Origin of the sequence: Chryseobacterium gambrini (assembly GCF_900156825.1) — a bacterium.
Taxonomy (GTDB): Bacteria; Bacteroidota; Bacteroidia; order Flavobacteriales; family Weeksellaceae; genus Chryseobacterium; species Chryseobacterium gambrini.
The window spans coordinates 299,183-314,709 of sequence record NZ_FTOV01000003.1 but is presented as its reverse complement, the minus strand read 5'-3'; the positions used below and the strand labels follow the sequence as shown (position 1 = coordinate 314,709).

General features: G+C 33.0%; 10 protein-coding genes and 1 pseudogene. 4 read left to right on the top strand and 7 right to left on the bottom strand.

Going from position 1 to position 15,527, the window contains the following annotated elements; all coding sequences use genetic code 11:
• Positions 1–149: 149 nt before the first annotated feature.
• Together BW951_RS07780 and BW951_RS07775 are read left to right on the top strand one after the other, a co-directional pair.
• Positions 150–2,429, top strand: coding sequence for a zinc-dependent metalloprotease (locus tag BW951_RS07780; RefSeq protein WP_076391509.1), 2,280 nt, complete (start codon positions 150–152; stop codon positions 2,427–2,429).
• Positions 2,430–2,550: 121 nt separating this feature from the next.
• Positions 2,551–4,068: a hypothetical protein gene (locus tag BW951_RS07775; protein ID WP_076391507.1), complete on the top strand. Its 1,518-nt coding sequence runs from the start codon at positions 2,551–2,553 to the stop codon at positions 4,066–4,068.
• A 44-nt stretch (positions 4,069–4,112) separates the two neighbouring features.
• On the opposite strand, the gene BW951_RS07770 is transcribed toward BW951_RS07775, so the two are convergent.
• Complete coding sequence (locus tag BW951_RS07770) at positions 4,113–5,414, bottom strand: M48 family metalloprotease (RefSeq protein WP_076391505.1); 1,302 nt, start codon at positions 5,412–5,414, stop codon at positions 4,113–4,115.
• 82 nt (positions 5,415–5,496) lie between these two features.
• Between BW951_RS07770 and BW951_RS07765 the strand changes: the two genes are divergently transcribed.
• Both BW951_RS07765 and BW951_RS07760 read left to right on the top strand, forming a co-directional pair.
• The gene (locus BW951_RS07765; protein ID WP_076391503.1) at positions 5,497–6,630 is read left to right on the top strand and encodes a serine hydrolase domain-containing protein; all 1,134 of its coding nucleotides are present in this window, start codon (positions 5,497–5,499) and stop codon (positions 6,628–6,630) included.
• Between the two features lie 4 nt (positions 6,631–6,634).
• Positions 6,635–7,246: a YdeI/OmpD-associated family protein gene (locus BW951_RS07760; protein ID WP_076391501.1), complete on the top strand. Its 612-nt coding sequence runs from the start codon at positions 6,635–6,637 to the stop codon at positions 7,244–7,246.
• An 8-nt stretch (positions 7,247–7,254) separates the two neighbouring features.
• Here BW951_RS07760 and BW951_RS07755 read toward each other — a convergent pair whose 3' ends face one another.
• The 6 genes and pseudogenes from BW951_RS07755 to BW951_RS07735 form a co-directional block, all read right to left on the bottom strand.
• Positions 7,255–7,995, bottom strand: coding sequence for a DinB/UmuC family translesion DNA polymerase (locus BW951_RS07755; protein ID WP_228427520.1), 741 nt, complete (start codon positions 7,993–7,995; stop codon positions 7,255–7,257).
• A 96-nt stretch (positions 7,996–8,091) separates the two neighbouring features.
• Positions 8,092–8,229 (bottom strand): annotated as a pseudogene (locus BW951_RS23245) (Y-family DNA polymerase); the annotation flags it as partial.
• Positions 8,230–8,357: 128 nt separating this feature from the next.
• Positions 8,358–9,374, bottom strand: a complete 1,017-nt coding sequence (locus BW951_RS07750) for a site-specific integrase (RefSeq protein ID WP_076391499.1) — start codon at positions 9,372–9,374, stop codon at positions 8,358–8,360.
• 2 nt (positions 9,375–9,376) lie between these two features.
• A complete protein-coding gene (locus BW951_RS07745; protein ID WP_076391497.1) occupies positions 9,377–10,387 on the bottom strand; it encodes a tyrosine-type recombinase/integrase in 1,011 nt (336 codons plus the stop codon).
• On the bottom strand, positions 10,375–11,625 hold the full coding sequence (locus tag BW951_RS07740; RefSeq protein ID WP_076391495.1) for a site-specific integrase: 1,251 nt from the start codon (positions 11,623–11,625) through the stop codon (positions 10,375–10,377). Before BW951_RS07740 ends, BW951_RS07745 begins: the two co-directional genes overlap by 13 nt.
• Positions 11,626–12,467: 842 nt before the next feature.
• Positions 12,468–15,518: a DNA polymerase III subunit alpha gene (locus tag BW951_RS07735; RefSeq protein WP_076391494.1), complete on the bottom strand. Its 3,051-nt coding sequence runs from the start codon at positions 15,516–15,518 to the stop codon at positions 12,468–12,470.
• Between the last annotated feature and the right edge of the window lie 9 nt (positions 15,519–15,527).

The window sequence follows — 15,527 nt, the reverse complement described above, 5'->3', positions numbered from 1 at the left end:
GCTCACCGTCAAAAACAATCTATTTTGATAAGACATAAATATGACAAAACACCACATTTAAATCAAATTCACCAAACAGTTCAATTCCATTGAAAAACAGTAAAAGTTATTAAAGAAAGAATCCTTAAACTTGCGGGAAATTAAAAAAAATGAAAAAAAAAATTCTACTGTTTCTCTTAATGGTTAAATCCATTTTTGTCTTTTCTCAAAATATTTTCTTGGAAAAAATAGATGTAAGAAAATTAGATATCCGAGAAAAGCCTATTTTTTCTAAAATTAAAGATGTTAATGTTTTCAGGATCAAAGAAAAATCTTTAGAAAACTATCTTTCTAATGCCCCACTTGAGTTTTCAATTAATCCTCCTATTCCTCTAACGCTGCCTTTACCTGATGGGTCTGAAGAGACATTTAATATGGTAGAATCTCCTATATTATCTCCCGAAATTGCTCTTCAAAATCCTGAAATAAAAACTTATACGGGAAATGGCACAAAAGATAAAAAAAGGATTATCAGACTATCAATCACATCTGAAGGTTTTAATGCTATCTTTTTAAATATAAATGGAGACACAGTTTATTTAGAAAAATATACCTCCGATAATAACAACATATATGCAAGTTATTTTACTAAGAATATAAAAGTAACTTCCCCTATAAATAAAAGTTGTCATATTGAAGATATTGTTGGTAACAATTCGTATAAAACAAATTTAAATTCAGATAAGAATTATTCAAAAAATTTACTTACGACATCTGGGACACAACTTAGAACTTTCAGAATTGCTATCGCAGCAACAGGAGAGTTTACAACCAAGTATGGCAGTTCTACTGCAGCATTAGCAACTATTGTAGCATATCTAAATAGATTAAATGCGGTTTATAGAAACGAACTATCTGTTGCATTTACTTTAGTAAGTGGAACTAATTTAATTTATACAAACCCAAGTACAGACCCCTATAGTGGTGATGATATTAGTATGATTAGCCAAAATCATATTAATTGTAATACTGTAATTGGTACTGCAAATTATGATATAGGACACCTTTTACATACTGATATTCCCGGAAGTTCTGGTTCTGGTGTAGCTTCAGCAGCCTCTATATGTGATAATTCATATAAAGGCAGCGGGATATCTGCAGAGGGAGACTTAAATGCATATGCTCAAATTTTCATGGATCAGTTACTTTTTCATGAAATAGGACACCAGTTCGGAATGAGTCACTCCTATAACAGTAATATTCCTGTATGTACAACAAGAGCAGCCGCAACTTCTGTAGAGCCTGGTTCGGGAGCTTCCATAATGAGCTATGGGTTTACTTGTGGTACAGATGATTATTATACTAATCAAACAGCTCCAATATCGTCAGGTCCGATATTACAGTTTCACAAAGTTAACTTTGATCAGGCAATTAGCACTATAGATGCAACAAGTTGTGCTGTGATTACTGCAACAGGAAATACCCCTCCAGTTATTACTATGCCTAGCTCATATACAGTACCAAAATCAACTCCTTTTTCACTAACAGGAAGTGCAACGGATGCTGATGGAGACACTTTGTCTTACTGCTGGGAAGGCGGAAATACGGGAACAGTTGCTCCTCCTACAACAAGCACATTGGCAGATACTTCTCAACCTCCTTTTTTTAGAACCTATCTTGCAAGCACTTCACCTACTAGAATATACCCTATTTTAAGCAAAATTTTAAACGGAACTAATTATGATATAGGCGATAAATTACCATCTGTAAGTGTCACAACCTCTCATTCTTTAACTGTCCGAGATAATCGTGCAGGATGTGGCGGCATTACAAATGCAAATGTAGATGTTATTGTAAATGGATTAATAGGACCATTTTTAGAAACAACAAATTTATCCGGTTCTTATATTGGTAATACTTCACAAACCATTACATGGAGCGTAAATGGAACAAATATCGCAACTCCAAATGTAAGCATTTTATTTTCATCCGATGGAGGACTTACATTTCCTACAACACTTATTGCTTCGACTCCAAATGATGGTAGTGAGTCAATAATTTTGCCTAACATAAATACAACACAAGCTAGAATTAAAGTACAATCTGTAGGAAATATCTTTTTTGATATATCAAATACAAATTTTTCTATAACGAGTGGTACTCTAAATACTAATGAATACAATAGCACTAAAGATTACACCATATTATATCCTAATCCTAATAATGGAATCTTTACTATTAAGTTTGAAAGTTCTGTAATAGAAAATTCTAAAATTTCATTAAAAGTATATGATGCATCTGGCAAATTACTGAGAAATATGGATAATTTATATTCAAAGAATAGAAAATTGAAAATTGACATTTCAGATTTGGATAATGGAATGTACACTCTTGGTATTGTTGTTAATAATCAACTAAATACAAAGAAAATTTTGATTCAAAAAAAATAAACTCAATAAATATTAAGTTAAGTTTTATAATTTAAGAATACAAGCCTTGAGAAATCAGGGCTTGTATTTTTTTAAGAACATATCCCCGCAATTTGCTATTTTTGAAATTCAAATTTTAACCATGAAAAAATTAACACTTTTGGTTTTTGGTCTTATTCAGACAATTGCATATTCTCAGACTCAGGATCTGGCTTCTCTAGCATCGGGGAAAAATGTGGGAATGAATGCGCTGTTTGATACCAAAGACAATCTTTACGGCTATGTTTCTATCTATTCCTACGGAAAAACAGACAATAAAAAACAGAAATTCGAATACGTTATTTTAGATAAAAACCTGAATCCGGTTGCCAATAAAGAATTTGAAGCGGGACTTCTGGTTTCCAATTATTTCGGATATGTGGATTTTAAAGGGCAGATTATTCTTCAGCCTTCGGACATCAATTATCTTCAGGCTTTTTCCAAAGATGCAGCGGCTCCTGTTTCCATGGTTATTGATCCTAAAACCAATACAGTAAAGCCCAAAGTGTATTACGATTATCAGGAAGACGGAACGTTTAAAGAAATCTCACAGCCCAAAACTTTTAAAGAAGAAAGAAAAGAAAACCGCGCCGAGAAGAAAGAGAAAGGATACAATTATGTTTCCGTAGTCGGAGAAATTAAAGAAGGCGGTTATCTGGCTTTAGAATACAACGATTACGGAAAATACATCAATAAAAACAGCCTGATAAAATTTGATGACAATAAGAAAGAAATCTGGCGATACAGCTACAATACAAACGGAGATAAAAAAGTATTTTCCGACCTTTCCATTTTGGAAAAGGACGAAAACCGCATCTACGGAATCCTGAGAAAGGTAAATGATGACGACAAAACATTTTCTCTTGTAGTGATTGATATGAAGACAGGAAAAGAACTTTCCAACAAACCGATAACGGGACTTTCTCCGGAAACCATTTATAATATTGATGCTTTAAGCGGAATTGATAATGATAAAACTTTTGATGATAAAGTAGTTTTGCTGGGAAGAAATTATATTTCCAAAGAGAACAGAGGCTTTGCAAGATTTATCCTTGATAAAAACAATTATAATGTAGATCTGAAAACCATCAGCTACAAACCGGATCTTTCCAACCACATTCCAAAACTGAGCGCAGACGGAGGCGTAGAAAACGGCTATTATCTTCAGACGAAGGATGCGTATTTTATGAGCGACGGCAGTGTTGGAATTCTTTCGGAGAAATTCAAACCTGCAGGACAGTACAATGCTCCGAAAACAACCGATCTGGTTTACATTAACACCGATAAAGATTTTAAGGTAAAAGATGTACAGGTTTTTGAAAAAGAAAAATCCAAGTGGGTAAACAGCGATTATCTTTTTTCTCAATATCTGAATGACGGAAAAGACGTTGTCTTTTTCTTCCGCGATTATCAGAAAGATCAGGTAACCAAAGAAAAGAAGTGGAATCTTTTCATCAATACGATTATTGACGGAAAATTCAAACAGGAAGTCGTTCCTATTTCAGAAAAAGATAATTATGTGGTAACGCCGTATGTAGCGAAAGAAGGCTACATTCTGCTTCGTGAATTCAATGAAAAAGAAAAATTCAATAAAATCCGTCTGGAAAGACTGAATTATTAAGCGTTGATTTAAATTTTATACTCAATAAGAATCCTGACCTTCGGTCAGGATTCTGTCGTTTGATAATAATCTGCAATATTTTTAATTTCATCAAGACTCAGGTTCCACATAAAGTTCAGGAACTGCTGATAACTTTCACTTTGATTTTTGGGATCTACACGATCTAAATATCGATTTAAATTGTAGTTTTTTCTCGCTTCATAAATCTTGGCGAAACATTTTCCGAGCCAGTTTTTGTAATACTTTTCCTCTTCATTATCCTGCAAAAACTGAAGACTCGCATAAATTCCGACTCCGTAATCTTCAGAGTGATAAAAATTAGGCAAGGTTTCCATTCTTGCGATTTTTTCTACCGTAGAATAAGAATCGGAAGGTTGTTCATCCGGAACATCATTTTTAAGTTCAGGAAACAATTTTTTGAGGTTATTGATTCTTAAAACCATTTCAGGATGCGATCTCAGAGAATCTTTATTCAGCTTTTCCTTGAAATGATTGTAATTATACAGAGAAAAATCTTCTTTTTTAAGCCATTTGTCTTTAAATTCCTGTTTGGGAAGGTTAAAGTATTTTTTGTAAGTTTCCACTTTCAGCTCTCTTGGCGAAATGGTATCGAAATCTTCCAGTCTTTTCAGAGCATTTACATATTCTGCTTTTTTAAAATCACTGTTTTTAAAAACCACATATCCTAAAGAATCCGCCTGCATTTCCTGTTTTCTGTTTTCCGCCCCTTTTCTGTAGATTCTGTTTTTCATCACATCAAAAGCCCTCTGATTACGGTTTTCCTTCGCCGATTTTATATCCTGAACAACCATTTTGTCCATTTTATCCTGTTCGATCATGCTCAGAAAAGTTTTCAGCGTATGCTCGGAAATTTTATGTCCTAATTCATGGGAAATTACGGCAGCAAGCTGATCGTCATTATTCAGCCAGTTGAAAAGCCCCATATTGATGACAAAAGTTCCGTCAGCAAAACAGTATGCATTCGGAGTGTTGTCTTTGGCGATAAGAATTTTTAAATTTTGAGGAATCTGGGAATTGTTTTTTCTTAACCGTTCGATAAGATTTTTAACCTTTGCATCAAACACAGAATTGAAAGCAAAATCTTTTTCTTTCACTTTTTTTTCAAATTCTTTGTCGAATTCTTTATAAATTTTAGAAAGCTCATTGCCCGTCTTTCCGGGATAATCGGATCTGCTTTTTTTGCTTAAACTTTCGGTATTCGCCGCGAAATTTCTCAGAAATTCTTTTCTCTGGGCATAATCTGCCGTATCGAGTGGTTTATACATCTGTCCGAAAGCGGTGATAACGAAATGGATAAGCAATAAGGAAATTAGTTTTTTCATCATCTTTTACATCAATAATCACAAAAATAAATCATTTCGTTTCATGTTTTCAAATTTATTTTAAATTTGTTTAAGATCAATTGCTATGACAATTCTTATTTATTTTGTGACATTTATTGTCATTGCCGTACTTCTCTTTTATGTTTTGGGATATGGTTATATTTTCAACGGAATATCCAAAACCTATTTAAGGGGAAAACTCAGTGCCAATATTGATGACGGAACATTGTTTTCCGGCAACCTCATCGCTACAGAATCTCCTGAACTTTGGGAAGAATCTCCCGAATACAACAAAAAACAATTACCGAAAAATATCGTTGAAGATTTAGCACATTCCAATACCGCATCTTTTATTGTGGTGAAAAACGGAAAGCTGCTTCACGAAGAGTATTGGAACGGCTACAATCAGCTATCGAAAACCAATTCTTTCTCTATGGCAAAAGCCGTTACGGTAATGCTTTTGGGCAAAGCGCTGGAAGAGGGAAAAATTAAAAGTCTTGATGATAAGTTTTCGGATTATTTTGAGGAATTTAAAAATAAAGATTTTGCTAAAAATTTAACGTTAAAAAATCTGGCTCAGATGGAATCCGGACTGGACTGGGATGAAAATTACAAGAATCCTTTCCTTCCCAATGCGAAAGCTTATTACGGAAAAAATTTAATGAACGCCACTTTTTCAAGGAAATTTAAAGAAAATCCGGGAGAAAGATTTGAATATCAGAGCGGTTCTACGCAGCTTTTAGGTTTTGCCATTAAAAAAGCTGTCGGACAGTCTTTGGCAAGTTATTTATCCGAAAAATTCTGGATTCCGATGGGAATGGAGCAAAATGCAACATGGAGCACGGACGAAAGCGGAATGGAAAAAACATACTGCTGTATCCATTCCAATTCCAGAGATTTTGCAAAACTGGGGAAGTTATTTCTTAACGACGGAAAAGTTGAGGATAAGCAGATTTTAAATCCGGACTTCATCAATACAATGCGTACTCCGACTAAAAATTCTGAGGAAATTTACGGAATGGGATTCTGGATCAATCATGACAATCCTATAAAGCATTATTATTTTTTGGGACTTCAGGGACAATACATCATTATGATTCCGGAACATGATATGGTGATTGTAAGGACAGGAAGCTATAATAATCTTCCGAAAAACGACAGGGGAAGACCGGATCAGGTGAAATTTCTGGTGAATGAAACGGTAAAATTATTTCAATAAAAATATGGAAAAATACAGCCCGAAAGTTGATGAATACATTGAAAAATCTCAGGATTTTGCAAAACCTATTCTGAATTATATCCGAGAAACCATTCACGAATTCTGTCCTGATGCAGAAGAAGCAATCAAGTGGAAGTTTCCCACATTCCTGTATAAAGGGAAGATTCTTTGTTCAATGGTTGCTTTTAAACAGTATTGCAGCATGGGATTCTGGCTTCATGATGAGATGACATCTCTGAAAGAGTTTGAAACGGAGGCTGAAAAAACGAATATGTTCAGCCTGGGTAAAATTACAGAAACAGAAAATCTTCCTTCAAAACCTCAGCTTAAAAAGATGATTACTGAAGCGATGGAACTGACAGATATGGGCGTTACTTTGAAAAAAGCAGCTCCATCGAAAACAGAAACAGAGGTTCCTGATTATTTTCAAAATGCTTTGAATGAAAATAAAAAAGCTCTGGAAATTTTTAAAAAAGCTTCGCCCTCTTTCCGTAAAGAATATATCAACTGGATCACAGAAGCTAAAACGGAATCAACCAGAAACAAAAGAATGGATCAGGCTTTAGAGTGGATCTCTGAAGGAAAAGGCAGAAACTGGAAGTATGAAAAAAGGTAGTTTTACATCTAATGAAATCTGAAATTTGCCTCTTTGAGCGTATTGTTTTTTAAAAAAGCTTCATATTCGGGAGACATCTGTTTTCGTCCGAAAGTGTTTTCGCCGCTCATGCTTCCGAGACGCACTTTATCTTTGCCGTATTTTCTGTTCATGGCATCCATTGCTTTCATCACCGGCAAATGCAGATTCTGGGTATCTTCTTCAAAAAGATTAATCAATCTTTGATCTTCCGGCACAAAATCGTTCACAATAACGCCTGCTTTTTTATAATGAAATCCTTCTTTGAAAATATCTTCGAACAGCTCATTTACGACTCTGCCAATTAAAATTGATGAGTTGGTAGGATTGGGAAGAATTCTGGTTGCGGCATTCCGATATTCAGGAAGATCCTTCCTGAATCGGTTGGTCTGTACAAAAACCGTTACCATTTTGCAGCAGGTATTTTGTTTTCTCAGGCGTTCGGAACAGTACATTCCGAAGGTTTCCACACGTTCGCGAACATCTTCTTTTTTGGTAAGCATTTCCATGAAACTTCTGGTGACGGCAATGGATTTTTTGGGAGACGGAGCATCCAGTTCTAACTGACGGATTCCTTTCAGTTCGTTCACCATTCTTATCCCGTGAATTCCCATGATCTTCCGAACCCACATTTCAGGCTTTTGAAGAAGATCCCATGCTTTATGCACTCCATTGTCATGCATTTTTACGGCAAGACGTCTTCCGATTCCCCAAACGTCATCAATTTTCAACCATTTTAAGGCTTTTTCTATTTTTTCAGGGGTATCTAAAATATAAATTCCGTTAACCTTTTCGGGAAATTGTTTGACAATGCGGTTTGCTACCTTACAAAGTGTTTTGGTAGGGGCAACTCCTATACTTACAGGAATTTTTTCCTGCTCATCAATTTCATTTTTGATTTTAAGACAGTACTCGTAAATATCGATATATTTGAAGCTTTTCAGATCCAGAAAAAGCTCATCAATTTTATCGAAAGCTTTTGATAACGTTGATTATCGAAACCTAAAAAAAATCAAAAGCCCAAAGAATAAAAACATAATTATCAAACATTTAAACAATTAGCTTAGGACTTAGGCTTTTGATTTTAATATTTTTAGCCTAAACTTTTAAGAAAATCTTTAAGTTTAGGATTCTTTTCCCAAGATCTTTCTGTATTGCTTTCAGGAAGAACATTTACATAGACAGACTCTAAAGCCTCTCTTTTTTGTTTTGAATCAGCACGCGCATATATTTCAGTAGTCTGTATACTTTTATGACCTAAGAAATCTCTGATATAAACTATATTAACACCACTTTGTAACAAATGCATTGCTTTTGAGTGTCTTATAATATGAGGACTAATTGTTGCTGGTATTAGATTTTCATTTTGTAATCTGGCTATCGTGGCATATTTTTTTAAAATATATGTTATTCCAGCGGTTGTCAACTTTTCTCCTATTCTATTAAAAAATAATGGGCTCTTTTCTTTTCCAAACTTGTTCAATCCGAAATCTTCAATATATCTTTGTAAGAGATCTATCTGGTTTTTTTGTAATGGAATAATCCTTTGCTTATTTCCTTTACCAACTAATCTAATGGTACTAGGATTGTCAAATCTAATTGAATCCGGTGTTAGATCAGCGATTTCTTGAACACGAGCACCACTGTCATATAAAAGTGCAATTAAAGCTAAATCTCTTCTGGAACTTCTTGAGTCTAACGGAATCTGATCTAAAAGTAATTTTATCGCATCTAGAGACAAGTAAGTAAGTTTTTCAGTTGTGTACTTCTTTAATTTTATAGAACGTATATTCTGCCATTCCGAAATTCTCATAGGTTCCTCATACTGCAGATATTTACAAAAAGATTTAATCGCTGCACATCTTTGATTTCTAGTTGAAATTTCATTTTCATGTTCTACCTCAAGCCATTTTAAAAAATCTAAAACTGCATTTTTATTTAAATGTTTGAGCTCTAAATTATCTGCATTTATATTTTTTACATTCTTCATAAATACTAGTAAAAGCGTGAAAGAATCTCTGTAAGCTCTTATAGTATGCTTTGACGAATTACATTCTCCTATAAGGTATCTTATAAAAAAGTTTTCCAAATGTTTAGCAAAATCTGTCATAGCTATTCGTATTTATTATATTTCATATCTGGAAAAACAAAGGATGTTATACTTCCTTTCTGTATTAAATCCGGGAACATTTCATCTGTTAGCCTAACATATGCTTCTGTGGATTTGATATTTTTATGTCCTAAAAAAACAGATATCATAGGTAAAGCACAATAAATATCTTCTCCACTTTTTACAAGTTTTTCCAAAGCATGTACTGCTGCAGTATGTCTAATATCATGTATTCTTGGTCTATTAAAGCATGGTTGTTTAGGAACATCACTATGTAATAATAATTGTTCAAACCATTTATAAATACGATTTGATAAACAGGGTTTTCCATTCTGCGTTACAAAAAAACTCTTGTCTGCGTCACATATTCCTCTAATAGGCATTGACTCTTTAAATTTTTGATATTGCAAAAGAACTTCATACAGCGAATCATTTATCGCAACTATTCTTTGTCTATCATTTTTAGAATCATTAATTTCAATAACTTTCTCTTTGAATTTTATATCTTCATTAGTGATACTTAATGCTTCACCAATTCTTATTCCTGTACTATAAAGTAGACGAAGGAAAGCTGGCAGAATGAACATTTGAGTTTTATGCTTACAATTATTAATTCTTAACTTATCAACGTTGGAAAAAAGCAAATTTATTTCCTCATGAGTATATATATATGGAATATAATCGTTTTGTCTACCCTCTTTTGGAGTATGTGGAATATAACATTCAATACCCATACGACACATATACTTGCAAAAACTTACCCATGTAGTATATTTTTTGTACAGATTAGTTGCTTTGTCGTTAAGACGTGTATCTTTCCATTGCAAAATCACCTCTCTTGTTATATGTAAGTTAGTTATATTATACTCAATAAAGAATCTGTCAAATTCAAGCATATAACATTTTAACATTAACCCTCTTAAAAGTCCTTTTTGTTCCTTTTCCCGTAAAAACCCTTCAATATACGAGGAAAAAGAACTTTTGTAGGTAAAATATTCATTTATCTTATCCATGACAAACCTTTTCCTTTTTGTGTATAAAAATTAATATCTACACTAGGCACATCCAATGTGCATCTCAACAAAACCGAGATATTAATATGCAAATATTGCATTGTGCTTTGTGAGCTTTGATGTCCCAGAGTCTCTGCAATAATTGGTAGTGGTGTTCCGTTATTCAACAGATTTGTTGCAAGACTATGTCTCAAAGAATGTGGTCCGTGCTTTTTTCTACTAAAATCTATATTCGCTTTTCTGAAATATTTATTAACTATAGCATTTAGTCCTCCCTCTGTCATAGGAATATAGGGTGCATTACACCTTAAAAATATATATTTAGAATCTGACTTCGCTCTACCATTTTTTATGTAATCTACTATAGCTTCACCTACATCTATGGATAATGGCAGCTCTATTCTATCCTTTGTTTTGTATTGTTCAAATATTACCAAATTATTATCCCAATCAATGTTAGAAAACTTTAAAAATCTTATATCCGCTGATCTTAGTCCTAATCTGGTAGCTAATAGAATCATTGCATAGTCTCTCTTACCAGTTGCATACCTCCGGTCAACGGAAGATTCTATACATAAAATTTCCTCCAAAGAGTAATGCGATGTTAATTTTGTTGTTTTCTTAACTTTTATACCATCAAGAATATGTGCAGTATCATAACTAATAAGTTTCTGACTACACAAATCCTTTAATAAAGCTCTTAAAATAATTGCTGCATGATCTTTCCCTCCTGTCACAGAACTGATAAATGCTAAAATAAATTCTGATGAGATCTTAGAGAGAGAAAATAAACTTTCCTCCTCCATTCTGTGACAAAGCTTCTCCAAGGCAATGTAATAGTTTTCGCGCGTTTTTGAATTTAATCTTCTTTCAGTGGAGTATTTGTTTAAAAAGTCAAAAAGAGTAGGACCTATTTTTGTAGGTAAAACTATATAATAATCTTTTTTACTTTTTTTAACAATCCATTTTTCTTGAAGCATTCCATTTAGTAAATCAACATATCTACTATCAACTCTAAATTTGCATTCTTTTGTTATTTTGCTATTGCTTGGTTCTTCTCTGTATTCTAAATACTTCGCTCCTACATCTTTATTATATAAACTAATTGAAGAGTCTTGCATAAATTTTTGAAGTTTTAGAAATTGAGTAGAAAATTTTTTCTGAAGGGGACTTGAATTGATATACTTATTCATATACGTTTCAAGTTTTGAATGTAGTTCGTGAATATCTTTTTCCATAAATATTGATATAAAGTTTAACAAATTATCAGTTTGCTTGTGAAAAAAGTAATTTTGTCTATATATCAATATTATATACTAATCCAAATTTCATTTTTAAAATCCACTTAGATATTTTTTTATTCAGTAATATTTTTTATATTTGCTATAATAAAATAAGATATAGGGGACAAAAGAATTATCTTTTTTCCGTATGATTTTTTATCGAACAATAAAAATCTGTTAGTGGTCGCATACTAGGCAGATTTTTTTTGCTTATACAAACTTAAAAAAAATTCGCATAAAATTTTTTATTTTTTTTTCAAAAAAATAAAAAAATTAACAAATTAACAAAAAATCAACATCAAAAAACCACATTTATATTAATTATATTAATTATATTAGTTATATAACTAATATAATTAATTTTGATAACTACAGCTAAAACCTATAATAAAATACATTAAAGAAATTCAATATTTTATTTAGCCAACCTGAAGTAGGATTAATCCTTTCTTTCATCGGAGTTAAAAATTTCACAATCCAATATCCCGATGTTCCTGTAGGCTAGCTTTCATAATAAGTAATGATCCGTTAGAAAGGGGCAGGCTGTATTTCCTCTGGTGATGATCTTTTTCTGAAATCAAAGTTTCACGTTTATCTCATGCTAACCGAAGCAATTACAGGTCTTCTCTCGTATCTCGCTTTCAAAAGATCCCCCTGAGAACATAAGCTTCCTCCTGACTAAAAAAATTTTCTTTATATTCTAAAAATATCTTCAGGAGATGCATAAAAATTTCTCTGCATTAAAAGACTTAACTGCTTCAGTTTAATTAATTTTAAATTATCATCTCTATTCTCATTTATATTTTATGTCTGGGTAATGCAATCTCATGCGTCTGCGGATAAGGCTTTCGAGAGGTCATGCTTACATCTTCCTTAATCTGGCGATGGATATCATATTGTTTTTCTTTATCATAAGAATACCGAGGATCGGGGATCATCGGCATTTTTGCCATTTTATGAATAGTAATAGTAGGAAAGTGAAAATCAACTTCAACCGTTCCGAGTAATAAATAACAACCACCTCCCTGAAAATCATACTCGTTTAAACTATTGGGAAAATGTGCGGTATCAAAATAATCACCGTTGATATCGATCCAAGTCCCAAAATACATCGTCCCTTTTTTAGTGGGAACGTGTTTTCTGGAAATAAGATATGCTAACATTTTTACCTGTCTTTTATGAAATTTCAACAAGTCTTTTACAAATACTGATCCTCTGTATTTGGTCTTTAATAAATCAAAAGGACTACATGAAACCGGAAATCCAATTAACTCAATTTCATCAAATGCATCCTCGAAACTTTCTCTTTTCAGTTGTGGAAGTTTAAATTCCTGAACAGGTTCTTCAATCAACATCAAACCTCTATTCTCAGGTTTAAAATTTATTAACAGTAATCTTGCTTCAACAAGCAATTCATTTTTTGGTTTACCAGTAAACCGGAATGCTCCAATAAAAATTAGAATCTGTATCGTTTCAATACCGATATTAATTCGTCTGATAAAGTCTTCTAATGATAAGTAATCTCCATTGATTTTACGTTCATTCACAATATCATGCGATACTTTTGTTTCCAATCCTTCTAATAGCATTAATCCCAAATAAATATCTGTTCCTTTTAATGTAGTTTGAATCTCACTTGAATTAACACATGGAACCTGAATATTTCCTCCTAACATTTTCGCCTCATGAATATAAACTTCGGTACGGTAAAAACCGCCTTGATTATTAATCACCGAAACCATAAATTCCAAAGGATAATATACTTTTAAATAAAGACTTTGATAACTTTCTACCGCATAAGATGCTGAATGGGCTTTACAGAACGAATATCCGGCAAAAGACTCTATCTGTCTGAACGCTTCGGTAGTTAATTGTTCCGAATGTCCTTTTCTCTTACAGGAATTAAAGAAATTATCTTTCACCTGTTGAAGTTTTTTCAGTGATCTTCCTTTTCCGCTCATTGCCCGTCTTAGGATATCACCGTCAGCTAATGATAATCCCCCAAAATACTGTGCAATCTTAATTACATCCTCTTGGTAAACCATAATCCCGTAAGTCTCCTTTAAATTTTCCTCGAATACGGGATGGAAATATTCAAATTTATCCGGATTGTTATGTCTGAAAATGTATTCTCTCATCATTCCGCTTTGGGCAACTCCCGGTCTGATAATGGATGAAGCAGCAACAAGCGTACGGTAATTATCACATTTTAATCGTCTTAACAATCCGCGCATTGCCGGAGATTCAATATAGAAACAGCCTATGGTTTTTCCTATCGCCAAATATTCATTGCACTTTACTTCATCTTTTGACAATGCTGTATCGCGAATATCCACTTTAAGTCCTCTTGTCTTTTTAATGAGATTAACAGTATCATTAATGGTTCCTAATCCTCTTTGGGAAAGAATGTCGAATTTTTCAAGTCCGATATCTTCTGCCACATTCATATCAAACTGAACAATCGGGAATCCTTTCGGTGGCATTTCAAGTGCTGTATAATTGGTAATTGGTTCTTCGGAGATTAAGATCCCACAGGAATGCATACTCCTTTGATTAGGGTACTTTTCTAATAATCTACCATATTTCTGAACCATTTGCACAACCGAATTTCGGTCATGAATTTCCATCGGTTTTGTAGCCAGGTCATCCAATTCTTCCTTGGGCAAACCGAATACTTTTCCTACCTCTCTAAAAATTGATTTGTATTTAAACTCAACATTAGTTCCACAAAACGCAACATGATCTCTTCCGTATCGATCAAAAATATATTCCAATATTGTATCCCTGTTCTGCCAAGACCAATCGATATCAAAATCCGGTGGTGTTTTTCGGTTAAGGTTGAGAAATCTTTCAAAATAAAGATCCAGTTCCAAGGGACAGATGTCAGTAATCCCTAAACAGTAACTCACAATAGAATTCGCACCACTTCCTCGCCCTACATGCATAAAACCCATACTATTACTGTAACAGATGATATCCCACGTTATTAAAAAGTAAGAACAGAAATTAAGTTCATCTATTACTTTTAATTCCTTTTCAATTCTTTTCTTTGCGATGTCATGATTTAATCCATATCTTTTTTCCAGACCCGAATATGCTAATCGGCTGAGAAGTTTCAAATCTTCTTCTTTGGATTTGGTATAAAACTTTTTATTTTTAACTTCTTTGAAATCAAAATCAAAACGGCATGCATCAAGAATATTTTTTGTATTGCTGATAATCTCAGGATATCTTTCAAAGATTTTTAAAAGTTTTTCTTCAGAAATAAAATATTCAGATTGCCTACAAATCTCTTTCTTTGTTAATTTTGAAAGTAATGTATTATTATCGATTGCCCGTAAAATTTTATGTAATTCATATTCTTCATCAGTCCCGAAAGTAACAGAATGGAGAACCACCATTTTAGAAATATGTTTTTTATATTCAGGTCTAATTAAAAAATTCAATTCATCGATCCGTACACCTATAAATTCATCTTCCTTCAATAGAGACGGAATATTACTCATTGGATAGATCACAAAAACATTTTTAAATTCAGGTGCAACCTCTGAAAGTTCTTTATTTTCACAGTTATACTCTGTAATTATTTTATTCACTTCACCGATGCCTGAAAACTCTTTTGAGATGGTTAGATAAAGAAGTTTACCATCTTTTCTTACTTCCATTCCTACAATAGGTTTAATTCCTACTGCTTCACATTCTTTCTTGAAATCATAAATTCCGGTAACCGTATTAATATCGGTTAATACTATTTGTTTGATCTCTAATTCATCTGCCTGTTTTACCAATTCTTCGATTGATAAAGTACCGTAACGCAGACTATGGTAGGAATGACAATTCAAAAACATAACTGAAAG

Excerpts from the sequence above, each read along its gene's own strand:
- BW951_RS07780 (WP_076391509.1), top strand. The coding sequence starts at position 150 with ATGAAAAAAAAAATTCTACTGTTTCTCTTAATGGTTAAATCCATTTTT.
- BW951_RS07775 (WP_076391507.1), top strand. The coding sequence starts at position 2,551 with ATGAAAAAATTAACACTTTTGGTTTTTGGTCTTATTCAGACAATTGCA.
- BW951_RS07770 (WP_076391505.1), bottom strand. The coding sequence starts at position 5,414 with ATGATGAAAAAACTAATTTCCTTATTGCTTATCCATTTCGTTATCACC.
- BW951_RS07765 (WP_076391503.1), top strand. The coding sequence starts at position 5,497 with ATGACAATTCTTATTTATTTTGTGACATTTATTGTCATTGCCGTACTT.
- BW951_RS07760 (WP_076391501.1), top strand. The coding sequence starts at position 6,635 with ATGGAAAAATACAGCCCGAAAGTTGATGAATACATTGAAAAATCTCAG.
- BW951_RS07750 (WP_076391499.1), bottom strand. The coding sequence starts at position 9,374 with ATGACAGATTTTGCTAAACATTTGGAAAACTTTTTTATAAGATACCTT.
- BW951_RS07745 (WP_076391497.1), bottom strand. The coding sequence starts at position 10,387 with ATGGATAAGATAAATGAATATTTTACCTACAAAAGTTCTTTTTCCTCG.
- BW951_RS07740 (WP_076391495.1), bottom strand. The coding sequence starts at position 11,625 with ATGGAAAAAGATATTCACGAACTACATTCAAAACTTGAAACGTATATG.
- BW951_RS07735 (WP_076391494.1), bottom strand. The coding sequence starts at position 15,518 with ATGTTTTTGAATTGTCATTCCTACCATAGTCTGCGTTACGGTACTTTA.